The organism is Caulobacter sp. GW821-FHT11E10 (assembly GCF_058808375.1).
Genome location: NZ_JBXARP010000004.1, coordinates 110,250 through 135,990 on the forward strand (window position 1 = coordinate 110,250; position 25,741 = coordinate 135,990).

The 25,741-nt window shown below is 67.4% G+C and carries 18 protein-coding genes; 7 read left to right on the plus strand and 11 right to left on the minus strand.

The genetic code is table 11. The annotated features are described in order from the left end of the window. Positions 1 to 5: 5 nt before the first annotated feature. The 4 genes from AC1RRV_RS09340 to AC1RRV_RS09355 all read right to left on the minus strand — a co-directional run bounded on the left by AC1RRV_RS09340 (position 6) and on the right by AC1RRV_RS09355 (position 4,815). On the minus strand, positions 6 to 815 hold the full coding sequence (locus AC1RRV_RS09340) for an amidohydrolase family protein (protein ID WP_492859344.1): 810 nt from the start codon (positions 813 to 815) through the stop codon (positions 6 to 8). Then, entirely contained in the window at positions 809 to 1,828 is a 1,020-nt protein-coding gene (locus AC1RRV_RS09345) for a zinc-binding alcohol dehydrogenase family protein (RefSeq protein WP_492859345.1), read from the minus strand. The genes AC1RRV_RS09340 and AC1RRV_RS09345 overlap by 7 nt, the downstream gene beginning before the upstream one ends. 11 nt (positions 1,829 to 1,839) lie before the next feature. Then, positions 1,840 to 3,141, minus strand: a complete 1,302-nt coding sequence (fucP, locus tag AC1RRV_RS09350; protein ID WP_492859346.1) for an L-fucose:H+ symporter permease — start codon at positions 3,139 to 3,141, stop codon at positions 1,840 to 1,842. Positions 3,142 to 3,258: 117 nt separating this feature from the next. Continuing rightward, complete coding sequence (locus tag AC1RRV_RS09355) at positions 3,259 to 4,815, minus strand: alpha-N-arabinofuranosidase (RefSeq protein WP_492859347.1); 1,557 nt, start codon at positions 4,813 to 4,815, stop codon at positions 3,259 to 3,261. 273 nt (positions 4,816 to 5,088) lie between these two features. Here AC1RRV_RS09355 and AC1RRV_RS09360 point away from each other — a divergent pair, with 273 nt between their 5' ends. Together AC1RRV_RS09360 and AC1RRV_RS09365 are read left to right on the plus strand one after the other, a co-directional pair. Beyond that, the gene (locus AC1RRV_RS09360; RefSeq protein WP_492859348.1) at positions 5,089 to 6,390 is read left to right on the plus strand and encodes a sugar MFS transporter; all 1,302 of its coding nucleotides are present in this window, start codon (positions 5,089 to 5,091) and stop codon (positions 6,388 to 6,390) included. 10 nt (positions 6,391 to 6,400) lie between these two features. Beyond that, positions 6,401 to 8,722, plus strand: coding sequence for a beta-L-arabinofuranosidase domain-containing protein (locus AC1RRV_RS09365; protein ID WP_492859349.1), 2,322 nt, complete (start codon positions 6,401 to 6,403; stop codon positions 8,720 to 8,722). Positions 8,723 to 8,725: 3 nt separating this feature from the next. Here AC1RRV_RS09365 and AC1RRV_RS09370 read toward each other — a convergent pair whose 3' ends face one another. The 3 genes from AC1RRV_RS09370 to AC1RRV_RS09380 form a co-directional block, all read right to left on the minus strand. Next, entirely contained in the window at positions 8,726 to 10,078 is a 1,353-nt protein-coding gene (locus AC1RRV_RS09370; protein ID WP_492859350.1) for a glycoside hydrolase family 27 protein, read from the minus strand. Positions 10,079 to 10,108: 30 nt separating this feature from the next. Further along, entirely contained in the window at positions 10,109 to 11,911 is a 1,803-nt protein-coding gene (locus tag AC1RRV_RS09375; RefSeq protein ID WP_492859351.1) for an IlvD/Edd family dehydratase, read from the minus strand. 203 nt (positions 11,912 to 12,114) lie between these two features. Further along, positions 12,115 to 12,879: a FadR/GntR family transcriptional regulator gene (locus tag AC1RRV_RS09380; RefSeq protein ID WP_492859352.1), complete on the minus strand. Its 765-nt coding sequence runs from the start codon at positions 12,877 to 12,879 to the stop codon at positions 12,115 to 12,117. 301 nt (positions 12,880 to 13,180) lie between these two features. Between AC1RRV_RS09380 and araD1 the strand changes: the two genes are divergently transcribed. The 3 genes from araD1 to AC1RRV_RS09395 are packed head-to-tail and all read left to right on the plus strand — an operon-like array spanning position 13,181 to position 16,278. Beyond that, positions 13,181 to 14,176, plus strand: coding sequence for an AraD1 family protein (gene araD1, locus AC1RRV_RS09385; RefSeq protein ID WP_492859353.1), 996 nt, complete (start codon positions 13,181 to 13,183; stop codon positions 14,174 to 14,176). Continuing rightward, positions 14,173 to 15,099, plus strand: coding sequence for a Gfo/Idh/MocA family protein (locus tag AC1RRV_RS09390; RefSeq protein WP_492859354.1), 927 nt, complete (start codon positions 14,173 to 14,175; stop codon positions 15,097 to 15,099). The genes araD1 and AC1RRV_RS09390 overlap by 4 nt, the downstream gene beginning before the upstream one ends. A gap of 42 nt (positions 15,100 to 15,141) precedes the next feature. Further along, positions 15,142 to 16,278: an aldose epimerase family protein gene (locus AC1RRV_RS09395; RefSeq protein WP_492859355.1), complete on the plus strand. Its 1,137-nt coding sequence runs from the start codon at positions 15,142 to 15,144 to the stop codon at positions 16,276 to 16,278. A 36-nt stretch (positions 16,279 to 16,314) separates the two neighbouring features. Here AC1RRV_RS09395 and AC1RRV_RS09400 read toward each other — a convergent pair whose 3' ends face one another. Next, positions 16,315 to 16,959: an arylesterase gene (locus AC1RRV_RS09400; RefSeq protein ID WP_492859356.1), complete on the minus strand. Its 645-nt coding sequence runs from the start codon at positions 16,957 to 16,959 to the stop codon at positions 16,315 to 16,317. A gap of 57 nt (positions 16,960 to 17,016) precedes the next feature. Between AC1RRV_RS09400 and AC1RRV_RS09405 the strand changes: the two genes are divergently transcribed. Next, a complete protein-coding gene (locus tag AC1RRV_RS09405) occupies positions 17,017 to 17,703 on the plus strand; it encodes an ABC transporter ATP-binding protein (protein ID WP_492859357.1) in 687 nt (228 codons plus the stop codon). A 2-nt stretch (positions 17,704 to 17,705) separates the two neighbouring features. Continuing rightward, positions 17,706 to 20,234 (plus strand): ABC transporter permease, encoded by a 2,529-nt coding sequence (locus AC1RRV_RS09410; RefSeq protein ID WP_492859358.1) that lies wholly within the window; start codon positions 17,706 to 17,708, stop codon positions 20,232 to 20,234. Between the two features lie 73 nt (positions 20,235 to 20,307). Here the strand turns inward: AC1RRV_RS09410 and AC1RRV_RS09415 are convergent, their stop codons facing one another. The 3 genes from AC1RRV_RS09415 to AC1RRV_RS09425 all read right to left on the minus strand — a co-directional run bounded on the left by AC1RRV_RS09415 (position 20,308) and on the right by AC1RRV_RS09425 (position 25,675). After that, positions 20,308 to 20,619, minus strand: a complete 312-nt coding sequence (locus AC1RRV_RS09415; RefSeq protein ID WP_492859359.1) for a hypothetical protein — start codon at positions 20,617 to 20,619, stop codon at positions 20,308 to 20,310. Positions 20,620 to 20,734: 115 nt separating this feature from the next. Beyond that, positions 20,735 to 22,366 (minus strand): alkaline phosphatase D family protein, encoded by a 1,632-nt coding sequence (locus AC1RRV_RS09420; protein ID WP_492859360.1) that lies wholly within the window; start codon positions 22,364 to 22,366, stop codon positions 20,735 to 20,737. A 114-nt stretch (positions 22,367 to 22,480) separates the two neighbouring features. Next, positions 22,481 to 25,675 (minus strand): TonB-dependent receptor domain-containing protein, encoded by a 3,195-nt coding sequence (locus tag AC1RRV_RS09425; protein ID WP_492859361.1) that lies wholly within the window; start codon positions 25,673 to 25,675, stop codon positions 22,481 to 22,483. Between the last annotated feature and the right edge of the window lie 66 nt (positions 25,676 to 25,741).

The window sequence follows — 25,741 nt, forward strand, 5'->3', positions numbered from 1 at the left end:
CTTCCCTATAAGCGATAGAATCGGCGCGCAGTCTCGCCGAATAGCGCCGCGCGATCCTGGCTCGAAGTCCAGGCCTCGCACATGCCGCGCCATCCAGCATAGTCGCCAGCCAGGTTCAGCACCGGCCAGTCGCTGCCCCACATCAAGCGGCTGGGGAAAACCTGGATCAGGTGCGCGGCATAGGGTGCGACGGCCTCGGCGGTCGGCGTGTCACCGGCCTCGGTCAGCAGGCCGGAAAGCTTGCAATGGATCCCCGGCGCTTCGGCCAGCGCGGCGATCTGGTCTCGCCATGGATCGAGTCGGCCCGCCGCGATCTCCGGCTTGGCTCCATGGTCGATGACCACGCGCAGCTCGGGCCAGCGGCGCACGAAGGTCAGGAGATGCGGTAGATGCCTGGGCTTGATCAGGGCGTCGAAAGACAGGTCCGCCGCGATCATCGCCTCGACCGCGCGATCGAGCCTGGGATCGAGGATCCAGTCGCCAGGCAGGTCCTGCAGCATCGGGCGCAAACCCTTCAACCACGGATCGCCGGCCAGCCGCGCGATGCGGGCCGGCGCGTCGACCGCGGCGATGTCGGTCCACCCCACGACACCCAGGGCGAGCGGATCCTGGTCCGCCAGGGCCAGCAACCACGCGGTGTCGCGCTCGCTGGGCTGCGACTGCACGAGGACAGCGCCAGAAAATTCAGCTTCCGCCGCGACTTGCGCCAAGTCTCTCAAGCCGAAATCACGATGGATCGCCGCCAAGTCGGGCGTCGGCCATTCATGATCGTTCTCGCCGATCCGCCAGACGTGACAGTGGCTGTCGATCAGCACGAAACGATGGCCTTGATGACACCGGCCGATGGCTCCATCCAGCCCGGCAGCGCCTGGGAAAGGTCCTTCAACGCGGCCTTGTGGGTGTTCAGAGCCGCCGTCGGCACCTGCCCCGCCCTCATCGCCGCCAGAACGTGGTCGAAGTCCTCGAGCGTGGCGTTGCGGCTGGCCAACAGCGACATCTCGCGCTTGTGGAACTCCGGGTCCGAGAAGGTGATGTCGGCCGAGACCACCGAGATCAGCACATAGGTCCCACCGTGACCAACATAGGCGAAGCCCTGCTGCATGGCCGCCGCGCTGCCGGTGGCGTCGAACACGACGTCGAAGAAGGCGCCCTTGGTGAGGTTCGAGAGCGCGGTCGGGGTTTCGTCGCTCAGACCCACCACGTGGTCCGCGCCAAGATGCTGGCGACAGAACACCAGGCGGTCGATGCGAGCGTCCAGCACGGTCACCTCGGCGCCCGCCAGCTTGGCGAACAAGGTCGCGGCGATGCCGATCGGCCCCGCCCCCACCACCAGCACCGATTGGCCGGTCTCGATCCGGGCGCGTCGGACGGCATGGGCGCCGATGGCCAGGAACTCGACCATGGCGGCCTCGTCGAGACCGACACCCTCGACCTTGCGGACGAAGGCCGCCGGCACGGCCAGGAACTCGCAGAGCCCGCCGTCGACGTGGACGCCCAACACCTGGATGTTCATGCAGCAGTTCGGCTTGCCCTTGGCGCAAGCCGGACAGGCGCCGCACGACAGATACGGCATGACATAGGCCTGGTCGCCCTCGGCCAGGCCGCCGCCGGCCGGGGCGGAGACCACCTCGCCCGACAGCTCGTGCCCCATCACCCGCGGATAGCTGAGAAAGGGCTGGGTCCCACGATAGATGTGCATGTCGGTGCCGCAGATCCCGACCCGGCGCACGCGCAGCAGCACCTCGTCAGGACCCGGTTGAGGCTGGGGTCGGCGCTCGACCTTCAGCTCACCGGGCGCGGCGCAGACCAGCACATCCATCGTGGCCATTGGCGTCATGCTCAATGGCCGCCGGCCAGGACGGCGTCGTGGGCGGTGACGCCGCGGCCTCGGGCGGTGATTGCGAAGAGACCCACGACGGCGAAGCAGAAACACGGCACGAGGATCGCGAAGCGGATCGCGCTGGCGTCGGAAATCGCCCCCATCATGACCGTCAGTATGGCCCCGCCGATGATGCTCATGACCAGGAACGACGAGCCGGTCTTGGTAAGAGGGCCCAAGCCCTTCAGCGAGCTGGCGAAGATGGTCGGGAACATGATCGACATGAAGAAGCTGGTCGAGGCCAGGGCGAGCAGTCCCAGATGTCCGCCGACCACCACCGCCACCAGCGTCAGGCCGACATTGGCCGCCGCGAAGACGGCCATCAGGCGCGAGGGATCGACCTTGCTCATCAGGGCCGTACCCGCGAAGCGCCCGGCCATGAAGCCGACCAGCGACCAGGACAGATAGGCCGCGGCGGTCTTCTCGCCCATGCCCGGAACCTGGTCCTGGGCGTAGCGGATCATGTAGCTCCACACCCCGACCTGAGCGCCGACATAGAAGAACTGGGCGGCGACGCCGAACAGGAAACGGGGCCGCGCGAACAGGCCCAGGATCGGCTTGTCGACGTGCTCATCCTGCTGGTCCTGCGCCGTCGGGCGGCTGGCTTGCGGCGGGAAGCGCGTGATCGCCACGAGCACGACCCACAACAGGACCACGCCGGCGATGATCAGGTAGGGCAGCTGGGTCGACTTGGCCTCGATCGTCTGGAACGCCGAAAGCTGGGCGGGCGTCATGGCCGCGAACTCGGCCTTGGTCGGCTCGACGCCGGACAGAATGAACTGACGGCCAACGACGACGGCGGTGATCGCGCCCAGAGGGTTGAAGGCCTGAGCCAGGTTCAGGCGCTGCTCGGCCTTGGCCGGATCGCCCAGCACGGTGATCAACGGATTGGCGGACGTTTCCAGGAACGCCAGGCCCGAGGCGATCACGAACAGGGCGGAGAGGAAGAACTCGTAGCGGCGCAGTTCGGCCGCCGGCCAGAACAGCAGCGCCCCGCCCCCAAACAGGACCAGACCCACGATGACCGCGGCCTTGTAGCCGTATCGCCGCATCAGCAGGCCCGCCGGCAGGGCCAGGAAGAAGTAGCCTAGATAGAACGCCGACTGCACCAGGCCCGACTGCAGGTCGGTCAGGAAGAAGGCTTTCTTCAGATGCGGGATCAGGACGTCGTTGAGGTTGTTGGCCACGCCCCAGAGAAAGAACAGCGCGACGATCAGCACCAGCGGCGCCCAACCCGCGCGCGGGCTTGAACCTTGGGTCATGGATGTTTCCTCCGGCGGCGACTCTGACGGAACGCCTACCGAATGCACATCATATATGAACTATACCGTCAAATATGAAATCAACGGGAGCGCCGCGAACGGCGCTCCCGAGAGTTCCTAGTCGATAGCGACGACCACGACCGACTTGGCGGGGATGTCGAGCGTCAGCTTGTCGCCGGAGATCTTGCCGCCCTTGTAGGCGACCGGCGCGACGGTCGGTTTGACGCCGAAGGCGTTCATCGCGTCCATCTTGTCGGCCGTCATGACCTGGCCCGACACAGTCTTGGCTTTCAGCGCGCCCAGGGCGACGTCCAGCTTCACGCTATCGTCCGGCGACATGTTGGCGACGGCGACATAGAGCTTGCCATCCGCGCCCTTGGCGGCCGAGGCGTTGAAGGCCGGGATCTTGGTCCCCGCCACGTCGATCTCGGGCGCCGTCACGTCCAGCGGGATCGCCGTCGAGTCCTGGAACGGCAGGTACATCTTGTAGGCATAGTAGGTCGGCGTCAGGACGATCTGGTCGCCCTTGGTCAGGATCATCGCCTGCAGGACGTTGATGGTCTGGGCGATGTTCGTCATCTTCACCCGGTCGGTATAGCGGTGGAAGATGTTGAAGTTGGCCGCCGCCGCCACGCCGTCGCGCAGGGTGTTGAGCTGATAGAGGTGGCCCGGATTGGTGCCGGGCTCGACGTCGTACCAGGTGCCCCATTCATCGACATAGAGACCGATCCGCTTCTTGGGATCGTTCTTGTCCATGACGGCGATGTGCTGCCTGATCAGATCGTCCATGCGCAGGGTCTGGGCCATGGTCTTGCCCCAGGCCGCCTTGTCGAAGCCGGTGGCCGCGCCCTTCTTGCCCCAGTTGCCGGTCGGCAGCGTGTAGTAGTGCAGCGAGATGGCGTCCATGAACCGGCCCGCGTTCTTGGTGACGACGTCGGTCCAGTTCACGTCGAACGAGTTCGCGCCCGAGCCGACGCGGACGGCCGGATTGTCCTTGTTCTTGTGGAAGAACGCCGAGAAACGGCGGTATTCGTTGGCATAATACTCCGGCGTCATCTCGCCGCCGCAGCCCCAGCTCTCGTTGCCGATGCCGATGAAGGGCGCCTTGAAGGGCTTGTCGCGACCGTTGGCGCGGCGCTCCTGCGCCAGGGTGTCGTCACCCGGCGAGGTCATGTACTCGATCCACTCACGCATCTCGGTCGGATCGGATGAGCCCATATTGATCGAGACGTAGGGATCGGCCCCGACCTGTTCGGCGAAGTCCATGAATTCGTGGGTGCCGAAGGCGTTGGTCTCGGGCGAGCCGCCCCACCAGTTGTTCTTGCGCGACGGACGCTTGTCGCGCGGGCCGATGCCATCGCGCCAGCGGTACTCGTCGGCGAAACAGCCGCCGGGCCAGCGGATGACGGGCGTCTTGATGTCCTTCAAGGCCGTGACGACGTCGGTGCGGATGCCCCGCACGTTGGGGATCTTCGAGTCCGTTCCGACCCAGACGCCGTCATAGATGCCCGCGCCCAGGTGCTCGGAGAACTGGCCGTAGATGTAGCGGGAGATCGGCGCGCCCGGCTGATCAGCCTTCAGCGTGGCGGCCGCCGTCAGTTCAGCGGCCTGCGCGCCCGCCGCCATCGCAAGAAGCGCGACCGCCGCGCCCAGGAACCTCTTGGCCTTCGCCATGCCCATCTCCCTATGGATTTCGCGGACGCTCGCTCGGCGTCCGGATTTTTCAGGAGGTTAAGTAGCAGGCGTTCTTTTGTCCTACAATATCGGAGACGCGACCATCGAGATCCCAATTTGTGGGATAAATCAATGAGACCGACCCGAGCGCGGGCTCGGCTGCTGGCGGGCGAGGCATAGGCCTACGTTGACGCGGGATCCGAGCGGATATACTCCGACAAAATAAGAGTGGTGCAGGCCACCCCGCGTGATCACGCCGACGAAGAGGAAACGATGCCCGCCCTTCCCCAAAGCGCACCGGCTGCGGCCACGGACGCCCCGCAAACTCGCTACGGCTCGGCGCTCAGCCTGCTGGCCAGCCTGTTTTTCATGTGGGGCTTCATCACGGTCATCAACAACACGCTGCTGCCGCACCTGCGCAGCGTGTTCGTGCTGGACTACACCCGCACGACCCTGATCGAATCCGTCTGGTTCATCGCCTATTTCGTGGCCTCGATCCCGTCCGCCAAGCTGATCGAGCGGATCGGCTACCAGAAGGCCATCGTCATCGGCCTGCTGGGCATGGCGGTCGGGGCGGCCATGATGGTCCCGGCGGCCATGCTGACCTCCTACGCCCTGGTGCTCACGGCGCTGTTCGTGATCGCCAGCGGCATCACCCTGCTGCAGGTGGCGGCCAATCCTTACGTCGCGGTGATCGGACCGCCTGAAACCGGCTCGGCGCGCCTGAACCTGGTCCAGGCGTTCAACTCCTTGGGCACCACCCTGGCGCCCCTGTTCGCCGGCTACCTGATCCTGGGCCGATCCAAGAGCGGCACGGCCGGGACGGACGCCGTTCTGACCGCCGCCGAACGCCAGGCCGACGCCCAGTCGGTGATCCTGCCCTATGTCATCGTGGCGATCGCCCTGCTCCTATTGGCCGTGGTCATGGGCCGCGTACGCTTGCCCGCCATCGGCCAGGCGACGCAGCGCACCTCGCGCGAATCCCGCAAGGGCCTGTCCCTGTGGTCACACCGCAACCTGGTCTGGGGCGTCCCGGCGATCTTCATCTACCTGATCGCCGAGATCGGGGTGGCCAACCTGTTCATCAACTTCGTCTCGCAACCGAACATCGCGGCGATCACCCACGAGGAGGCCTCGCGCTACCTCGCCATCCTGTGGGGCGGCATGATGGTCGGCCGGTTCCTGGGCAGCGTCCTGATGCGCCGCTTCGCGGCCGAGCACGTGCTGGCAGCCTTCTCGATCGGCGCCTTCGCCGTGATGCTGGTCGCCACCTTCGCCCAGGGCCCCACCGCCATGTGGGCGCTGATCGCCGTGGGCTTCTTCCACTCGATCATGTTCCCGACCATCTTCACCCTGGGCATCAAGGGCCTGGGTCCGCTGACCGAAGAAGGTTCGGGCCTGCTGATCATGGCGATCGCCGGCGGCGCGCTGGTCATCGTCCAGGGCTGGCTGGCCGACACCTTCGGCCTGCAGCTGTCATTCTTGCTGACGGCGGCCTGCGAGATCTATGTGCTGTTCTACGCGCTGTGGGGCTCCAAGCCGACCAACGCCCTCCCCGATCAGCACGTCGAGTAGAGAGGACGCCATGACCGGACCGTCGCGCCGTACGGCCCTGAAGACGGGCGCCGCGATCGGCGCGGCGGGCCTGGCCGCGCCCGCCCTCGCCGCCTCGGGAAACGCGACACGCCTGGAGAGCTTCCCACTCTCGCAGGTGCGGCTGAAGCCTTCGCGCTTCCTGACGGCGCAGCAGGCCAACCAGCGGTATCTGCTGTCGCTGGAGCCCGACCGCCTGCTGCACAATTTCCGCGCCGGCGCGGGCCTGACGCCCAAGGGCGCGATGTATGGCGGCTGGGAAAGCGCCGGGATCGCCGGTCACAGCCTGGGTCACTACCTGTCGGCGCTCGCGCTGATGTGGGCCCAGACCGGCGAGCTCGAGTTCAAGCGGCGGGCGGCCTACATCGTCGAGGAGCTGGCCGTCTGTCAGGCGGCGAATGGCGATGGCTATACCGGCGGCACAACGGTCGACCGCGATGGCAAGACCGTCGACGGCAAGGTCGTCTACGAGGAGATCCGGGCCGGCAAGATCGACACCTCGGGCTTTGGCCTGAACGGCGGCTGGGTGCCGATCTACACCTACCACAAGGTCCTGAACGGAGCGCTGGACGCCCACGCCCTGTGCGACGATCCCAAGGCGCTGAAGGTCGCTATCGGCCTGGCCGACTATCTCGGCCGGATGTTCGAGGCTCTGGACGACAAACAGGTCCAAACCGTACTGCGCGCCGAACACGGCGGCATTGTCGAGAGTTTCGCCGAGCTTCACGCCCGCACCCGTCAGCCGCGCTGGCTGGATCTGGCCCGACGGGTCCAGCACACGGACATCGTCACGCCCCTGGCCGAGGGTCGGGACGAGCTGGCCGGCAAGCACGCCAACACTCAGATCCCCAAGGTGATCGGGGCGGCCCGCCTCTACGAGACCGGCGGCGACGCAAAGGCCGCCAAGGCGGCGCTGTTCTTCTGGGAAACCATCGTCCACGACCACTCGTACGTCATCGGCGGCAATTCCGAGTTCGAGCACCTGGGCAAGCCGCGCCAGCTGTCCACGCGACTGGGCCAGCAGACCTGCGAGTGCTGCAACAGCTACAACATGCTGAGAGTGACCCGGCATCTGCACGCCTGGTCCGGCGAGGCGCGATACTTCGATTTCTACGAACGGGCCCACCTGAACCACATCCTGTCGCAGCAGGATCCCGACACAGGGATGTTCACCTATTTCTCGCCGCTGGCTTCGGGCTATGCACGGGGCCATTCGACGCCGACGGACTCGTTCTGGTGCTGCGTCGGCACCGGCATGGAGAACTTCTCAAAGCTGGGCGACAGCGTCTTCTGGCGCGACGGCGAGCGGGTGCGGGTCAATCTCTACTACCCCGCCACGCTGAACTGGGCCGAGAAGGGCGCGACGCTCGAGATCGACACCGCGTTTCCATACGGCGAAGAGGTCGTCCTGACCCTGGCCAAGGCTCGCTCGCCCCTGCCCGTCTCGCTGCGGGTTCCCGGCTGGTGCGCCAAGCCGTCGCTGAAGGTCAACGGCCGCGTGCGTCCGGCGACGGCGAGGAACGGCTACATCGCGCTAACGCTGCGCGCCGGCGATCGCGTCGCCCTGACCCTGCCCATGTCGGTGCGGACCGAGGCCATGCCGGACGATGCGAACCTGGTTGCCTATCTGAACGGCCCGCTGGTGCTGGCCGCCGACCTCGGCCCGGTCGACCAGTCGTGGGACGGCTTCGATCCTGTCGTGATCGGCGAGGCCACGCTGAGCCCGGCCGACGGTCCGCAACGGTTCGCTTTGGGCGAAAGCGGACGGCCGCGAGACCTGGCGTTCCGCCCCTATCTGGAGCAGCACCGCAATCGCACCGCCGTCTATTTTCGTCGCCTCAGCCCGGACCAGTGGGCCCAGGCCGAGCCGCGCCTGATCGCGGAGGCGAAGGCTCGCGCCGACATCCGCGCCCGCACGGTCGACATCATCCGCTTCGGCGAGCAGCAGCCCGAGGTCGATCACGATCTGAAGGCCAGTCCCGGCACTCAGGACAGCGGCAACCTGACGGTCCGCAGCCGGGTGCTGAACAAGGGCTTCATCGCGTTTGAAATGGCCGCCGCGCCAGGACCGCTGACGCTACAGGTCATCTACGACGGCTCGGCGCGCGGCAAGGCCTTCACGATCCTCGTCGAGGGCCAGGAAGTGGCGCGCGAGACCCTCGCGGGCGGGCGCACCTCGACCCTGAACGTCAGAACCTATCCCCTGCCCCAGGCGCTGACAGAAGGCCGCGGCAAGGTGAAGGTGAGGTTCGAAATGGCCGCCAACCAATGGACGGCCGTCTTCGAGGCCCGGATCTTCAAGAGCGCGCCCTAGGCCCTAGGCTTGGGCCAGGCGATAGAGCCCCGCGCCGTGCGCCGGCAGCTTGACCGAGAACCGCCCTGACACGGCGCCGAGCGCGCCGTGGGTCCACAGGTCCCGCGCCGCGCCAGAGGTCGCCAGACCGAGACTGGCTAGGTCGACGCCAACCTCGCGCGCCTTGCCGCCGGTGTTGAACAGGGCGAGGTAGGCGTCGCCGTTCGGCGCCCGCGCGGTCCAGACCCGCATCCCGTCCTCGACGAAGTGCGGGCGGTTGTCGCGCGAGGCCTGGTTCACGGCGATGACCTCGAGGTTCGTCAGTAGAGCCTTGGTGGCGGCGTCCAGATGCCGCAGGTCGCCGCCCATGATCAGGGGCGAGCGCGCGATCGACCAAAGGGTCATCAGGGTGCGCTGTTCGTCGGCGGTGAACTTGGTGTCTCGCTCGCCCAAGGCCAGACGGCCCAGCGGCAGCATGTCGGCGTCGGGCCAACCCCCATCGCCGATATAGGGCGACCAGTTTTCCAGGCGCGTGAACTGGGCGTCCAGCATCCGCCAGTCGTCCCAGAAGTCGTCCGAGATGCGCCACATCTGGGCATGACGGCGCGCGTGGGCGCCGCGGATCACCGGGGTCTCGCCCGGTGACATCGAGAGGATCATCGGCCGGCCCGAGCGCACGATGGCGCGATGGATGGCTTCGATCTCGGCCATGTGTGCGTCGTAAGGACGGCAGAGATCATCGACCTTGACGAAATCCACACCCCAGGACGCCAGCAGGGCGAAGACGCTGTCGTAATAGGCCTGGGCGCCCGGCTTGCTCATGTCGACGCCGTACATGTCGGGGTTCCAGGAGCAGACGCTGCGCTTGTCGACGATGTCGGCGACGCGGATGTTCGTGCCCAGCACCTTCAATCCCCGCTCGGCCGCCAAGCGGGGCGCGCCACGCATCAGGTGGACGCCGAAGCGCAGGCCCAGGGCATGGACGCGATCGGCGAGCGGCTTGAAGCCCGTGCCGCCGGCGCTGGAGGGGAAACGGTTCGAAGCGGGCAGCAGCCGGCCGTGATCATCCAGCGTCGGGACCGGTTTGGCCGCGTACTCGTAGCTGCTGGCGCCCGGCTCGTACCACTGGATGTCGACGGTCAGGATGTCATAACCGGCGGGCAGCAGCTCGCGGGCCATGATCCCTGCCTGCTCCAGGGTTTGGGCCTCATTGATGGTGGTGGCGAAGCTGTTCCAGCTGTTCCAGCCCATTGGCGGCGTGGGCGCCAGGACGGGCTTCGCTTTCGCGCTCGCCTTGACGCCCTTCGGTTTGGTCGCGCCCGCCGCCGGCGTGGCGGCCAGCAGGGTCGACGCCCCGAGCAGGGATCGGCGGTTCAAGTCCATCGCTCTGCTCCGGTCGCCGGACGCCTAGTGGTTGTCGCGCGGCAAGCCCTTGGTCTGGGCGATGCGCTGATACTTCACGGCCGGTTCCAGAACCGCGCCGGTCTCCATCTGGCCAACGACAGCGCGCTGCATCTCTTGCCAGGGCGTCTGGCTTTCCGGGTAGGCAAAGCCGCCCGCGGCCTCGAGGGCCTTGCGGCGCTCGACGATCTCGGCGGGCGAGACCAGGACATCGACGCGAGACTTGCGCAGGTCGAAGCGCACGCGATCGCCGCTCTTCAGCAGCGCCAGGCCTCCACCCGCCGCCGCTTCGGGCGAGGCATTCAGGATCGAGGGCGAACCCGAAGTGCCCGACTGGCGTCCGTCGCCGATGCACGGCAGCTGGGTCACGCCCTGTTTGATCAGGTAATTCGGCGCGCGCATGTTCACGACCTCGGCCGCGCCCGGATAGCCGATGGGGCCGGCGCCGCGCATGAACAGGATCGAGTTGGCGGTGATGCCGACCGACGGATCGTCGATCCGGTGGTGGTAGTCTTCCGGCCCCTCGAACACGATGGCGTCGCCCTCGAAGGCGTCTGGATCGTCGGGGTTGGAGAGATAGCGGTCGCGGAATTCCTGCGCGATCACGCTGGTCTTCATGATCGCCGAGTTGAACAGGTTGCCGCGCATGACGACGAAGCCGGCGCGCTCGACCAGCGGCCGCGAGAACGGTCGGATGACCTCCTCGTCCTCGATCTGCGCGCCGCGATACTGCTCGCCGATGCTCTGCCCCGAGACGCAGCGGGCGTCCTCGTTGATCAGGCCCTGCTCGATCAGCTGGCCGAACACGGCGGGCACGCCGCCGGCGCGGTAGTAGTCCTCGCCCAGATATTCGCCGGCCGGCTGCAGGTTGACCAGCAAGGGCACGTGCTCGCCCTTCTGCTGCCAGTCGTCGATCGAAAGCTCGACCCCGACGTGGCGCGCCAAGGCGTTCAGATGGATCGGAGCGTTGGTCGAACCGCCGATCGCCGAATTGACGACGACGGCGTTCAGGAAGGCCTCCCGGCTCAGAATGTCCGAGGGCTTCAGGTCTTCATGCACCATGTCGACGATGCGCAGGCCCGTCCGGTAGGCGTTCTCCTGGCGGTCGCGATACGGCGCCGGGATCGCGGCCGAGCCGGGCAACGACATGCCCAGGGCTTCGGTCAGCGAGTTCATGGTCGTGGCCGTGCCCATGGTGTTGCAGTAGCCGGTCGACGGGGCCGAACTGGCCACCAGCTTGATGAAGCCGGCATTGTCGATCTCGCCGCCCGCCAGCAGCTCGCGAGCCTTCCAGACAATGGTGCCCGAACCGGTGCGCTGGCCCTTGTGCCAGCCGTTCAGCATCGGGCCGACCGACAGGGCGATGGCCGGGATGTTCACCGTCGCCGCCGCCATCAGGCAGGCCGGCGTGGTCTTGTCGCAACCAATGGTCAGCACCACGCCGTCCAGCGGATAGCCGTAGAGCAGCTCGACCAGGCCGAGGTACGAAAGATTGCGATCCAGGCCCGCCGTGGGGCGCTTGCCGGTCTCCTGGATCGGGTGGACCGGAAACTCCAGCACGATCCCGCCGGCGCTGCGGATGCCCTCACGCACGCGTTCGGCCAGGACCAGATGGTGGCGGTTGCAGGGCGACAGGTCCGAGCCGGTCTGGGCGATGCCGATGATCGGCCGGCCCGACTGCAGCTCTTCCAGGGACAGTCCGAAGTTCAGGTAGCGCTCCAGATAGAGCGCGGTCATGTCGATATTGTCGGGATTGTCGAACCAGGCGCGCGAACGCAGGGCGCGGGGCGGAACGGGGGTAACGCTCATGACAATCCTTGACGACGACGACGTGGAAGCTGCGATCATCAGACGAGGCGCGAGATCGCGGACTCGGGCCTTCGCCGCTTCGCTTATAGTATTTGTCTGACTATACCTCGCCGCACCCAGCGTCAATCATCGCCCGCCCCATCGTGGTGAGGCGGCGGGAAGCGAAATTCTCTCCGATATCAACGTTCGCGACGGTCCGCCGACTAGGATTCAGGCCGGTGGCCGCGTTCGATCGCGGCGCGCGTATCGTCCAGTGCCAGGCCGACCAGCCGCTCCATCGCCTGCCGCGCCTGGTCCGCCCGACCGGCGGCGATGGCGTCGAACACTTTCCAATGGTCCGGCATCGGATCGCGCGCCAACTCGCCGCCGCGCTGCTTGAAGATCGTCGTCCAGCGCACCGCCGCGCCGATGCTGCTGCTCAGGGTGAACAGCGGGGCGTTGCGAGTCGCCTCCAGCACCGTGTCGTGGAAGTCGCGGTCGGCGGCCTGCCCGGTCTCGGTGGCGAGGGTCTCGTGCTGCATGGTGACCAGCGCGGCCCGCATCCGTTCCAGCTGGGCGTCGTCCCGGCGCTCGGCGGCCAGGGCCGCGGCCGAGGGCTCGACGATCATCCGCAACTCGTAGAGCTCCCGGAGGAAGTCCTCGCTGGGCTCGGACGCGAAGAACCAGGCCAGCACCTCGGGATCCAGGAGGCTCCAGCGCGAACGCGGGCTGACACGGGTGCCAGTCTTTGGCCGGCTCTCGACCAGACCCTTAGCGGCCAGGATGCGGATGGCTTCACGATAGGCGCTGCGCGAGACGTGCAGTTGCTCGCTGGCGTCGATCTCGTTGTTCAGAACGTCGCCCGGCTGATGCTGGCCGGAGACAATGGCGATCCCCAGGGTGCGGGCGATCGAGCCGTGGATTCGGCCGGAGAAGCCTTCATCGCGCTCGCCTTCGGCGCCACGCCCCGCTTCCTTGGCCTTCGACACGCGCCCTTCGCTCCTTCTGCGAGATCAAACCGGGCCGCGAAACCAGCCTGCCGCGACTCTAGCGAGACCATTTGTCGGAGAACAAGCGAATTCGCCAAGGGACCGCATACTCATGAGTTCTGCCCCCGCGCCTCAAATGTACGATGAATCCGACCCGCGATCGGCGCACTGAGGCCGTTCAGCCGGACACAGCGACGCGTCGGCCCCGATTTCGCCGTCGGCCATCTCAAACGCGATTTGACAGCGCGGCCCACCGCGCTATTTGTCAGACTATTATACAGCTTCAAAAAGGTCGTTCGCCGTGGTGTTCCGGTTCGTTCAGTTGAAGACCTCGCGCGGCGATCGCCAGCTGGCGGCCGTGGACGACGCGGGGCGCGCCCGCAAGGTCGAGGTCGCCGACACGCTCTACGATCTGGCCCAGGCCGCCGTGAGAGTGGGCGCCACGCTCGCTGAAGCCGCTCAGTCCCACGCGCTGGGCGAGGAGATCGACATCCCCACCGCCTTGGCGGAGGGCCGCGTGCTGGCGCCGATCGACCATCCGGATCCCGCCCACCTGGCGCTGACCGGTACGGGCTTGACCCACCTCGGCTCGGCCGAAGGGCGCGACAAGATGCACAAGGCCGCTCAATCCGGAGAGCAGCTGACCGACTCCATGCGGATGTTCCTGATGGGGGTCGAAGGCGGCAAGCCGGCTGACGGCCAGACCGGCGTGCAGCCGGAATGGTTCTACAAGGGCGACGGTTCGCAGCTGATTGGTCCGGGCCAGCCCCTCACCTCCCCGGCTTTCGCCCAGGACGGCGGCGAGGAGCCCGAGATCGCCGGCGTCTATCTGATCGGCGCGGATGGGACCCCGCATCGGCTGGGCTTCTGCCTGGCCAACGAATTCTCCGACCACGTGATCGAGCGCGGCAACTACCTGTGGCTGGCCCACTCGAAGCTGCGCAACGCGGCCTTGGGTCCGGAATTGCTGACCGGCCCTCTGCCGGCCGATGTGCGCGGCTCCAGCCGGATCATCCGCGACGGCGCGGTGGCCTGGGAGCAGCCGTTCCTGTCCGGCGAAGCGAACATGTCTCACGCGATCGCCAATCTCGAGCACCACCATTTCAAGTACGACCTGTTCCGCCGCCCCGGCGACGTGCACGTCCACTTCTTCGGCACCGCCACCCTGTCGTTCTCGGCGGGCTTCCAGACCAAGGTCGGGGACGTCTTCGAGATCGAGGCCGCGCCGTTCCACTATCCGGTCAGCAATGTGCTGGCCCAGGCGACGGAACGTCCGGTCGTGGTGAAGTCGCTGTGACGCCTATCCACCTCGCCCTGGTCGGCTTGGGAAAGATCGCCCGCGACCAGCATCTGCCGGCCATCGCCGCCGATCCGCGCTTCACGCTGGCCGCCGTGGTCAGCCGCAACGCCGAGCTCGACGGCGTCCCGCATTTCACGGCCCTCGCCGACCTGCTGGGCAGCGACGTCGCGATCGACGCGGTCGCGCTCTGCACGCCGCCGCAGCCGCGCCATGCCTTGGCCCACCTGGCCCTTGCCGCCGGCAAGCACGTGATGCTGGAAAAGCCGCCGGGCGCGACGCTCAGCGAGGTCGAGGATCTCCGTCAGGCCGCCGCCGCGCGGAGTCTGACCCTGCAGGCCACCTGGCACTCGCGCCACGCCGTCGGCGTCGAACCCGCGCGCGCCTGGCTGGCGGACCGCGCCGTCCGGGCCGTGCGGATCTTCTGGAAGGAAGACGTGCGAGTCTGGCATCCCGGCCAGGACTGGATCTGGGAGGCCGGCGGCCTGGGCGTCTTCGACCCGGCCATCAACGCCCTGTCGATCGTCACCCGCATCCTGCCGCGCCCGTTCTTCTTGTCGCGCGGCGTGCTGCACGTGCCGTCGAACCGCCAATCGCCGATCCAGGCCGAGCTCGACTTCCGCGACGCCGCCGGCGCGCCGATCCGCGCCGAGCTGGACTTTCTGCAGACCGGTCCGCAGAGCTGGGACATCGAGGTCGACACCGACGACGGCGCGCTGAAGCTGACCCACGGCGGCGCCAAGCTCTACATCGACGGCCAATTGATCCAGGAAGGTCCGGATCGCGAATATCCGGGCCTCTATGACGAATTCGCTCGGCTGATCGCCGACGGAGCCAGCGACGTCGACGTCAGCCCGCTACGCCATGTCGCCGACGCCTTCCTGCTCAGCGAACGCGTGGTGGCGCCGCCTTTCGTCGAATAGGCCGGCCCAACAGAAGAACAGAACAACAAGAGGGAGAAGACCATGAAGCTGAAGAGCATCGCCCTATGCGGCGCGGCCACCTTGCTCGCGACGACCGCGGGCGCCGCCGAGCTGTCGCGTAAGCCGTTCGGCCAGATCCCGTCGGGCGAAGCGGTCGAGGCCTTCACCCTCACCAACGCCCACGGCGTCAGCGCCACGGTGATCACCTACGGCGCGACCTTGCAGTCGCTGATCGCGCCGGGCCGCGACGGCAAGGGCGCCGACATCGCCCTCGGCTTCTCCGACGCCGCCGCCTACGCCAAGAACGCCAGCTATTTCGGGGCGACGGTCGGCCGCTTCGCCAATCGCATCGGCAAAGGCCGCTTCTCGCTCGACGGCAAGACCTACCAGCTGGCCCTGAACAACAACGGCGTCGCCGCCCTGCACGGCGGCGTGAAGGGCTTCGACAAGGTGGTCTGGAAGGTGCTGGACACCAAGTCCGGTCCGACCGCCTCGGTCACGATGGGCTATGTCAGCCCCGACGGCGACGAGGGCTATCCCGGGACCCTGACCGCCACGGCGACCTACGCCCTCGATGAACAGAACCGGCTGACCATCACCTACGGCGCGACGACCGACAAACCGACGATCGTCAACATCACCAATCACGCCCTGTTCAACGTCGCTGGCGAAGGCGCGGCGGAAGGCGCGATGGGCAATGTGTTGACCATTCCCGCCGACGGTTACTCGCCCGTCGACGGCGAGCTGATCCCCACCGGCGCCACCACCCCGGTGGCGGGCACGGCCTTCGACTTCCGCAAACCGACGGCCGTCGGGATGCGCATCCGCGACGCGCGCGACCCGCAGATGGTCATCGGCCGGGGCTACGACCACAACTACGTCCTGAACGGCAAGTTTGGCGGCGACCTGCGTCTGGCCGCGCGCCTGGAAGATCCCAAAAGCGGCCGGGTCCTGGAGATCCTCTCGGCCGAGCCGGGCATCCAGTTCTATGCGGGCAATTTCATCGACGGCACAGTGATCGGCAAAAGCGGCAAGATCTATCGCCAGGGCGACGGCATCGCGCTGGAGCCGCAACACTTCCCGGACGCGCCGAACAAGCCGCAATTCGCGCCGGTCCGGCTCGATCCCGGCCAGACCTACAAGAACACCATGGTGTTCAAGGTCTCGGTGGCCAAGTAACCGGGCTGGAGACCGGCGGGCGGCCTCCCGTCGGTCTCAGGCCTTCCGGCCCTTTAGCGCCCGGGCCACCAGCGGCGCCAAGGCCTCGCCGATCCGTTTGGCGCCGGCGGCGTTGGGATGGATTCCGTCCCCTTGCATCAGGGCCTTGTTGCCGCCGACGCCGGCCAGGATATTGGGATACAGCGGCGCGGAGAACTCCCGCGCCAGCGCCGTATAGATCCCGTTGAAGTCCCGGGCGTACGCCGCGCCGATGGTCGAGGGCGCCCCGACGCCCACCAGGACCACGCCAACGCCCCGGGCCTTCAGCTTCTGGAGGATGCCGCGCAAATTGGCCTTGGTCTGGGCCGGCTCGACGCCCTGTAGAAGATCGTTCCCACCTAGCGCCACCACGCAAAGCCGGGTGTCGACGGCGACGCTGAAACCGACCCGCGCCAACCCGCCGCCGCTGGTGTCACCCGAGACGCCAGCGGCCCGCACGATCGCCGACACGCCTTGTCGCGCCAGGGCCGTCTGCAACTGGGCGGGCATGGCGTCCCGGGCCGGAAGGCCCAGGCCGGCGGTGATGGAATCGCCCAGCACCGTCACCACGGGCGGCTTTGGAGCCGCGCCGGTCAGGGACAACAGACCAAGGCTCACCAAAATTCGGCGACGGCTCGGAAAACGCTGTGCGGTCTGGCTCATGCCTTCCTATGTAGTCTAGCTGCCGCCGCGACAATGGTCGGCGATTCAGGAAGAACCATGACCGACGACGCCCAGCCCGCCGCCCCCTTGGTTCTCCACGCCGTCACCCTGACCCTGCCCTCGTCCGCCGGCCCCGTGAACATCCTTCGCGGCGTGGATCTCGTGGTTGAACCGGGAGAGCGCGTCGCGGTGGTCGGTCCGTCGGGATCGGGCAAGTCGTCCCTGATCGCGGTCGGCGCGGGACTGGAGGAGCCCACCTCCGGCACCGTACGCCTGTTCGGCCAGGACCTAGGCAAGCTGGACGAGAACGGTCGGGCCCGCTTGCGACGCGGTCGCGCGGCCCTGGTCTTCCAGGCCTTCCATCTACTGCCCAACATGACGGCCGAGGAGAACGTCGCCACGCCGCTGGAGATCGCCGGAACCCGCGACGCCATCACGATCGCGCGCGATTGGCTGGGACGGGTCGGACTCTCCGAGCGCCTCACGCACTATCCTCATCAGCTGTCGGGCGGCGAGCAGCAACGCGTGGCCCTCGCCCGCGCCCTGGCCGCGCGCCCCGCCCTGTTGTTCGCCGACGAGCCGACCGGGAATCTGGACAGCGCCAACGCCGCCTCGGTGGCCGATCTGATGTTCAACCTCGTCGCCGAGGTTGGATCGGCCCTGGTCATGGTCACCCACGACCCGAGCCTGGCCACGCGCGCCGATCGTATCGTGCGCATGGCCGACGGCCGGATCCAGGCTTGAGCATGGCGCCGCCCGCCTTCCATTTGGCCTTCCGACTGGCCGCCCGCGAGTTGCGCTCGGGCGTGCGGGGATTCCGCATCTTCCTCGCCTGCCTGGCGCTGGGCGTGGCCGCCATCGCCGCCGCTGGCTCTACCGCCGAGGCCTTCCGCCAGGGTCTCGCCAGCCAGGCGCGCGAGATCCTGGGTGGCGATCTCTCCTTCTCCATTGAAAACCGTGACTTCACCGACAAGGAGCGCGCCGCCATCGATCGCCTGGGCGTGACGACCTACGCCGCCGGGGCCCGCGCCATGGCCCAGGCGCCCGGCGGCGATCGCCGCTTGGTCAGCCTGCGCGGCGTGGACGACCGCTTCCCGCTCGCGGGGGTCGTGAAGCTGGACGGTGCGCCGAACCTGGCCACCGCCCTGGCCGAGCACGATAGCCTGCCCGGCGCCGCGGTCGAACCGGCCTTGATGGATCGTCTCCACCTGAAGGTCGGCGACCGGTTCGAAGCCGGTTCCATGACCCTGGTCGTGCGGGCCCGGCTGCTGGGCGAGCCCGACGGCCTGTCCCGTGGCTTCTCGCTGGCGCCGCGCGTGCTGGTGCGGCGCGAGGTTCTCGAGCGGTCAGGGCTGCTCGCGCCCGGCGGCCTGTCCAGCCGCACCGTCCGGGTGGCGCTGCCGGCCAACCAGGACCCCCGCGCCACGGGGCGGGCGATGCAGACGGCGTTCCCGGAAGCGCACTTCCGCGTGCGCGACCGCCTGGACGCCGCGCCGGGCGCTCGTCGCCTGATCGATCAGTTGGAATACTTCCTCGGCTTCATCGGCCTGGCCTCGCTGGTGGCGGGCGGCTTGGGTGTCGCGGGCGCGGTGTCGGCCTATCTGTCGACCCGCGAGCCGTCGATCGCGGTCCTCAAGGCGCTGGGCGCGGAGAGCGGGCTGATCCGCGACCTGCACCTGATCCAGATCGGCGTACTGGCGTCCTTCGGCGTGGCGATCGGGCTGGCGATTGGAGCCGGTGCGCCGCTGGCCCTGGGACAACTGGTCGGCTCGTCCCTGCCCATCCCGGCGCTGTTCAAGGTCTATCCCTGGCCGCTGGCGAAGGCCGGCCTGTTCGGCGTCCTCGCGGCCATGGCCTTTTCGCTGCTCCCGCTGGCCCGTGCGCGCAGCACGCCGCCTTCGGCCCTGTTTCGTCGAGCTCCTCGCGCCCGCCTGCCCCTGGGATTGGAGACGATCGGCGCCGTCATCGCGGGCGCGGGGCTCGCGGCCCTCGCGGTCGTCACAGCCCCCACGCCCATGGCGGCCGCGATCATGATCGCGGGCGTCGCCATCGCCTTTGGCCTACTCTCGGCGCTCGGTCGGGCAGCGGCCTGGGGCGCCGGTCAGACGCGAAGGCTGACGCGTGGGCCCGTCAAGCTGGGCCTGGCCAATCTCGCCGGTCCAGGATCGGCCGCGCGCACCGCCAGCCCCGCCATCGGCCTCGGCGTCGCGCTGCTGGCCTGCGTGGTGCTGATCCAATCGGCGCTGCTGGCCCAGGTCAGCGACGTCGCGCCCCGCTCGGCCCCGGCGATGGTGTTCACCGAGATCCCCGCCGACCGGGCCGCCGCCTTCGACGCCACGGTCGCCGAGGTCGCCGGTCCGCAAACCGAAGAGACCTATCTGCGCATGCCGTTCGCCACCGGCCGGATCGTCGCCGTGAAGGGCAAGCCGGTCGACGCCAAGACGATCAAGCCATCGGAACGATGGGCGTTCGACAATGACATCAGCCTGTCGCTGTTCGCGCGCCAGCCCCGGAACGCGGGCGTCGTCGCCGGACAATGGTGGAGCCCGACCTATGCCGGCCCGCCGCTCGTCGCCATGAATGTCGAGATCGCCGAGGCGGCCGGCCTGAAGATCGGAGACGCGATCACCGTCCAGGTTCTGGGTCGCGAGATCGAAGCGCGGATCGGCGTGCTGCGAAAGGTCGACTTCGGCGGGTTCGGACCGAACTTCGCCCTGATCTTCAATCCATCGACACTGGAAGGGGCCGAGCTCCGCAGCGTGGCCATCGCCCGTCTGGATCGCGCCCGTGAAGCGACCTTGACGCGCCGGCTTGGCGAGCGATTTCCGGGCGTCAATGTCATCAGCGTGCGCGAGCAGCTCGACGCGGCCGCGGCCCTGTTCGACCGCCTGGCGTTGGCGGTCCGAGGCGCGGCCGCTGTAGCGGGGCTCGCTGGTCTGCTGGTGCTGGCTGGCGCTATCGCCGCCGGCGCACGGGCTCGTGCGCGCGAAGCCGCCACGCTGAAGGTGCTGGGCGCGACCCGCACCCAGATCCTGGTCGCCTACCTCGTCGAGTACGGCGCGGTGGGGCTGATCGCCGGCGCGGCCGGCGTCCTGCTGGGTTTCGCCGCCGCCTGGCCCGTGGTGGTCAAGGTCTTCGAGGCCAGCTGGAGCGTCGACTGGGGCGGGGTCGTGATCCTGTTGGTCGGCGCGGCCTTGCTGTCCACCGCCGGCGGGCTGATCGCGGCCGGCCTGGCCCTGTCGCAGCGCCCCGCGCCGGTTCTTCGGGGCGAGTGAGCCGGTCTAGAAACAAAAAAGCCTCCGCTGACGGATCAGCGGAGGCGTTTTTAGGCTGCGTGAGCGCTAAAGCTTACGCGCCGCCCGGGAAGCGGAAGGGAACCTTCACCGCGCCGGTCTTGGCGCCCATCGGGAGCTTTTCGGCGATGCACATGGCGGCCTTGTCGAAGCCCTTGCCGGCCGCGCTGTTGTCGATGACCTTGCAGTCCGACAGCTTGCCGCCGTCGGCGTTGCACTCAAGCATGACCTGAGCGGCGTCGCGGGTGTTCGCGTATTGCTGCAGGCAACGGCCCATCTGGTCTTCGAAACCGCCAGCGGCCGAAGCGGCTTGAGCGATGATGAGGCTGCCGGCGAAAGCCGCGGCGATCGCGATCGGATATTTCATGGCCCATTCCCTTGGTGGACGACACTTGATGTGAGGCTTTTCGCAGCCAGGCCCTAAGGAACAGCCAAGGTTCGCGGTTAATCATTTTCGAAAATCATTAACCCGGCGCGGCCGCCTAGCCCGCGAACACCCGCCGACGGCGCTCGACGCGCATCTGGTGCGATCCCGCCAGAGCGGTCGTGCGAGCCCTGATCGTCTGCAGGAAAAGCCACTCGCCGGTCACCCGCTGGGGCGTGATCTCGACCATGAGGTAGCCGCGCTGGCTGGTGTCCGCCCATTTCAGCTCGGGATTGGCGGCCATGAAGCCCTTGGCGACCAGCTTGGGGTCGGCCGCCATGTCGCCTTCCATGCCGCCCGAGGTGACGCCCTGCCCCGCGAACTCGACGCCGGCGGGACGACCATCCTCCATCAACCCATAGGCCCAGGCGTTGTGGCTGTCGCCGGACAGCATGACGAGATCTGCGTCAGCCTGCTGGGCCGACTTGAGCAGCCGCGAGCGGGCCTCCGGATAGCCGTCCCAGCGGTCCATCCACATCGGCAAGCCCAGTTGGGCGGCGCGCGCGTTGTTGCGGTAGCCGTTCACCTTGCGCTCGGCTGTCTCGGGGCGCAGCCAGCCGACGGCGTCCCGCGGCATTACCGTCCGGCCCATGATCGTGCCCATGCCGACCATCTGCCAGGCCGTCGAACGGGCATTGGTCGTCAGCGCGTGCGCCAGCCAGCCCTCCTGGGTCGAACCGAGCATGGTCGCCGAGGAGTCTCGCCACGGTCCGTCGCGGAAGGCCTTCAGCGCAGCGTCGGGGTTCGGCGCCCGAAAGGCTGAAGCGATGTCGGCGGGGCGGGTGCGCCCCAGCAGACGCGATTCCGTTCGATAGAGCGTCGCCAGCGTTCCGACCGGATAGGCCTTCCAGGGCTCGTCGGAGACCGGCATCCATTCGCGATAGACCTGCATGGCCGCGGCCTTGCGGACAATCCAGTCGCCCTCGGTCGCCACCTGGTGGTTCTGCGCCCCGCCCTCCCAGCTGTCGTTGGCGGACTCGTGATCGTCCCACAGCGCCACCATCGGCGCCATCTGGTGCAGGCGTTGAAGGTCGGGATCGGCCCGATAGCAGGCGAACCGCAGGCGATAGTCGGCGAGGCTCAGGATCTCGTTGGCCGGCTCCAGCGCCCTGCCCTCGACCCCATCGCCCTCGCGAACCGACGCGGCGCCATATTCATAGATGTAGTCGCCCGTGTGCAGCCACAGATCCAGGTCCGGGCGCGCGGCCGCATGACCGTAGGCGTTGAACCAGCCATAGGGCAGATTCGAGCAGGAGAAGACGCCGAGCCCGAACCGGGCGACGTCGCCCTCGGGCAGGGTCTTGGTGCGGCCGACCGGCGACTTGCCGCCATCCGGCGCCACGAAACGATACCAGTAGACCGTGCCCGGCTTCAGGCCCTGCACGGTGAACTTCACTGTCCAGTCGCGATAGGCGCCGGTGCGGACGCTGCCGCCCGACACGACCTTCGAGAAGCTCGGATCCAGCGCCGCCTCGACCTCCAGACGGATCGTGTTGTGGTCGGTCGCCGGGACATAGCGGGTCCACAGCAGCATGGAGTCCGTGCCGGGTTCGCCGCTGGCCACGTTGTGCGTGAAGCCCGTGGCGCCGAGCAGTTCGGCGGCGAGGCTACGGCCCGCCGGGCGCAGGAGGGCGGCCAGGCCCAGGGCTCCGCCCAGGACCAGGCTCCGGCGATCGATGTTCAAGGCCACGACGCGTACTCCGCGATGATTGAGATCACGCTCCCGGAGGCGATGCGCTCGACGGGAGGCCGGAAAAACACGGCCGCGTCGCCGGAACGACGCGGCCGCAGTCGGGGGGATGGCCTAGAAGGTGCCCTTGACGCCGATGTTCCACATCGAGCCGTAGATGCTGTACTGCTGCACCCGGGTGCGGACGTTCGAGTAGATGACGTCCGGCGCGTTGAAGATGTTGCGCCCGGCCAGCATGACCTCGAACCGCTTGCCGAGCTTGTAGCTGGCGCTGACGTTCCAGAGCTCGCGCGGCGCGTGATAAAGGATGCCGTTGTTGGCGGTCGTGGGCGTGTTGCTCAGGGCGCTGGTGCGATACTTGCCCTGCGCGTTGCCGGTCAGCTGAAAGTCGAACTTGCCGTAGCTGTAGCGAACGCCCCAATTGGCCGCCGTCTTGGGCATGTTCACGCGCTCGCCATTGGCGTCGATCTTGGTGATCGAGCCCCGCAGACCGAGGCCCCGCAGCGCGCCGGGCAGGAAGGTCAGCTGCTGGTCGTATTCGAGGGTGACGCCCTTGTTGGTGTTGGTCCCCGGCAGGTTCTGAGCGCTGCGGAAAGTGTAGCCGGCATAGTCGCCGGGGTTATAGCCGACGTCTTCGGGATCGACCGTGATCCCCGTCACCTGCATGTCCTTCACGTCGAGCTTGTAGACCGAAAGGCCGATCACGCCCGACGGTTCGAGGAAATACTGCAGGCCGGCATAGTACTTGGTCGAGTGCTCGGGCTTCAGCAGGGGGTTCGGCACGGTGACGAACAGACTGTTGTCGTCGACCGCGACCACCCCGCCCAGATTGCCGTAGTCGGGACGCAGGATCGACTGGCTGAAGGCCAGCTGACCGACCAGCTTCTTGGTGAAGTCATACTTGGCCCCGCCGCTGAGGAACCAGTCGTCGTACTCGCCGTGGCGGGTCGTATAGGTTCCGAAGCGGTACTGATAGAGCAGACCGGCGACGGTGCTGGTCGACAGACCCGCGGCGGTCACTTCCTTGGCAGGCCGGATGTCCGCGACCCTGGCGTCGGTTTCGGTCTTCTCATAGCGTAGGCCGAGGTCGAACTGGGCCTTGCCGACGCGCGGCTGGATCTCGAAATAGGCGGCGTTGACCGTCTCGCCGACCTTCTTGTTGTTGTCGAGCCGGCGCTTCAGGTTACCGACCGTGTCGGCGACAAAGTACTCAGGATGCGCCCGGTAGATGTCGTAGGTCGCGTAGTTGCTGTCGGCGCGCCAATGCTGGTCGTTCATATCGCCGGCGTCGAAGCCGTGGATCTGGAACTGGTAGCCCTTGGTCCAGGGGATGACCGCCTCGGGAGCCTTCTGGGTCAGGTCGCCCGTGGGGCCGACGTACTGGAACTGCTGGAACGAGCCTTCATTGGTCTTCCAGACGTTGGTCCGGTAGGTCGCGCCGGCCAGCACCTTGAGCTGAACGGCGCCAAGGTCGAGCTTCTTCTTCAGGTCGAAATTCAGACCATACATCTGGTTGGCGGCGTCGGACTCGGACGTGCGGATGTTGTTGCCGATGTCGTCGTCGCGATTGAAGCTGGTCGGATCGCTCCACGAGCGGCCGGCGGTCTGTTTCAGCGTCCATTCGTTGGAGTCCTCCGACGCGCGGTCCAGCGTGAAGCCGATGCGGGTCAGGTAGTCGTCCGTCCGCTGAAAGAAGCCCTTGCTGTTGTCCCGGAAATTGAACTCCGAGCTGGAATAGCTGCCGCGCAGCACGGCCTCCCAGGTGTCGCCGCGGTATTCGAGCTTCGGCGCGAACAGCCAAGAAGGCGTGCCCGCGTAGCGGTGCGAATACTGGGTGTGCAGGCGGGTATTGGTCCCGTTCGGGTTGACGACGATGTGGGTCGGCGTGGAGTCGGCCGTGGTCTGCGAGGCCGTCGTCGTGCCGAAGATCAGGTAGGTATATTGGTTGAAATACTCGACGTCATAGAACGAGTAGGTGCTGCGCAAGGACAGCGCCAGCTGGTCGGTGATCTTGTAGTCCACGCTGAGATTGGCGGCCTTACGGCTCGTCAGCTTCGGACCCGGGCGCCACATCACCTGGTACGGGATGACCCGGCCGCTGGCGAGATAGGACCAGTCGGTCTGGATACGGTCCTGCTGGACGTAGTTGGCGTTGTAGCTGGCGTTGAACGCGATCCCGAGACGACCGTCCAGGAAGACGTCGGCATAGCCGATCTGGGCCGAGGGGAAGATCCGGGCGTGCTTCTTGTCGTCCGGCATGTAGGCTTTCGAGAAGCCGGAATCCGAGGTTCCGACGCCGCCGAACTGGAAGCGCAGCAGGCGGCTGTTGCGCTGGAAGGCGTACTTGCTGCGCAGGTTGATCGCGCCGCCGGGGGAGTCGGCGTCCATGCTGGCCTGCAGCGTGTTGTTCAGTTCGATCGAGTCGACGCCGGTGATCGACATCTGCTCGAACGAGTTCTGGCGGCCATTGTTGTTGTTGGATGTGGCCGTCGCCATGCGTGCGCCGTCGGTGGTGAAGGTCGAGTATTTCGGATCCAGACCGCCGATGCGGACCGCTGTGGCGTCCACCTCGGTATAGTCGAGCGAGATGCCCGGCATGTTCTTCATGAACTCGCCCACGTCGCCCATGGTGAGGGCGCCGAAGTTGTCGGCGGCGACGACGTTCTTGGCATTCGTCGAGGCGCGACGCTCCATGATGGCGCTGGCTTGGCCCTCGCGCTTGGCGGTGATCGTCACCGCCTCGACGCCATCCGCCGAGGCCGCATAGGACGGAGCCTGCAGCGAAAACTCGACCGTCGCCACCTGGCCCGGAGCGACCGTCACGACCTGCCGCGACTCCTGCAGGCCGGTGTATTTGACGATGACGGTGACGTCGCCGGCCGGCACACCGGTCAGTCGAAAGTCGCCGCCGTCTTCGGAATAGACGACGATCTTCGTGCCCTCGGCACGGATCTCGGCGTTACGCACGAACTCGTTGGTCGCGGTGTTGAAGATCCGCCCGCGTACGACGCCCGCGCCAACGCCGGCTTGGGGCCGCGCCAGGTTCGAGGCCGACGACCGCAGCGTGATCACCTGGCCGTCATCGGAGTCGATCTGTAGCGGCGTGCCTGCAATCAGGCGACGCAGCGCGGTCCGAACGTCCATCGTGCCCTTCACCGCCTGGGTCTGGACGCCTTCCAGGTTTCGAGCCGGGGCCACGATTTGCACCTGCCCTTGGCGGGCCAGTTCGGGAATGGCGCGAACGGCCGATTGGGCCGGAATGTCGAAGACACGTTCCTGCGCGAGGGCCGGCGCGGCGATCGCGAGCACGGCTATGGAGGCGCCACAGGCGAGGATGGAATGGCGAGAATACATTGGCTGACGAACCCCAATCGT

Coding starts and splice junctions, on each gene's coding strand:
- AC1RRV_RS09345 (WP_492859345.1), bottom strand. CDS start 1,828: ATGGCCACGATGGATGTGCTGGTCTGCGCCGCGCCCGGTGAGCTGAAG.
- fucP (WP_492859346.1), bottom strand. CDS start 3,141: ATGACCCAAGGTTCAAGCCCGCGCGCGGGTTGGGCGCCGCTGGTGCTG.
- AC1RRV_RS09355 (WP_492859347.1), bottom strand. CDS start 4,815: ATGGCGAAGGCCAAGAGGTTCCTGGGCGCGGCGGTCGCGCTTCTTGCG.
- AC1RRV_RS09360 (WP_492859348.1), top strand. CDS start 5,089: ATGCCCGCCCTTCCCCAAAGCGCACCGGCTGCGGCCACGGACGCCCCG.
- AC1RRV_RS09365 (WP_492859349.1), top strand. CDS start 6,401: ATGACCGGACCGTCGCGCCGTACGGCCCTGAAGACGGGCGCCGCGATC.
- AC1RRV_RS09375 (WP_492859351.1), bottom strand. CDS start 11,911: ATGAGCGTTACCCCCGTTCCGCCCCGCGCCCTGCGTTCGCGCGCCTGG.
- AC1RRV_RS09395 (WP_492859355.1), top strand. CDS start 15,142: ATGAAGCTGAAGAGCATCGCCCTATGCGGCGCGGCCACCTTGCTCGCG.
- AC1RRV_RS09400 (WP_492859356.1), bottom strand. CDS start 16,959: ATGAGCCAGACCGCACAGCGTTTTCCGAGCCGTCGCCGAATTTTGGTG.
- AC1RRV_RS09405 (WP_492859357.1), top strand. CDS start 17,017: ATGACCGACGACGCCCAGCCCGCCGCCCCCTTGGTTCTCCACGCCGTC.
- AC1RRV_RS09410 (WP_492859358.1), top strand. CDS start 17,706: ATGGCGCCGCCCGCCTTCCATTTGGCCTTCCGACTGGCCGCCCGCGAG.
- AC1RRV_RS09415 (WP_492859359.1), bottom strand. CDS start 20,619: ATGAAATATCCGATCGCGATCGCCGCGGCTTTCGCCGGCAGCCTCATC.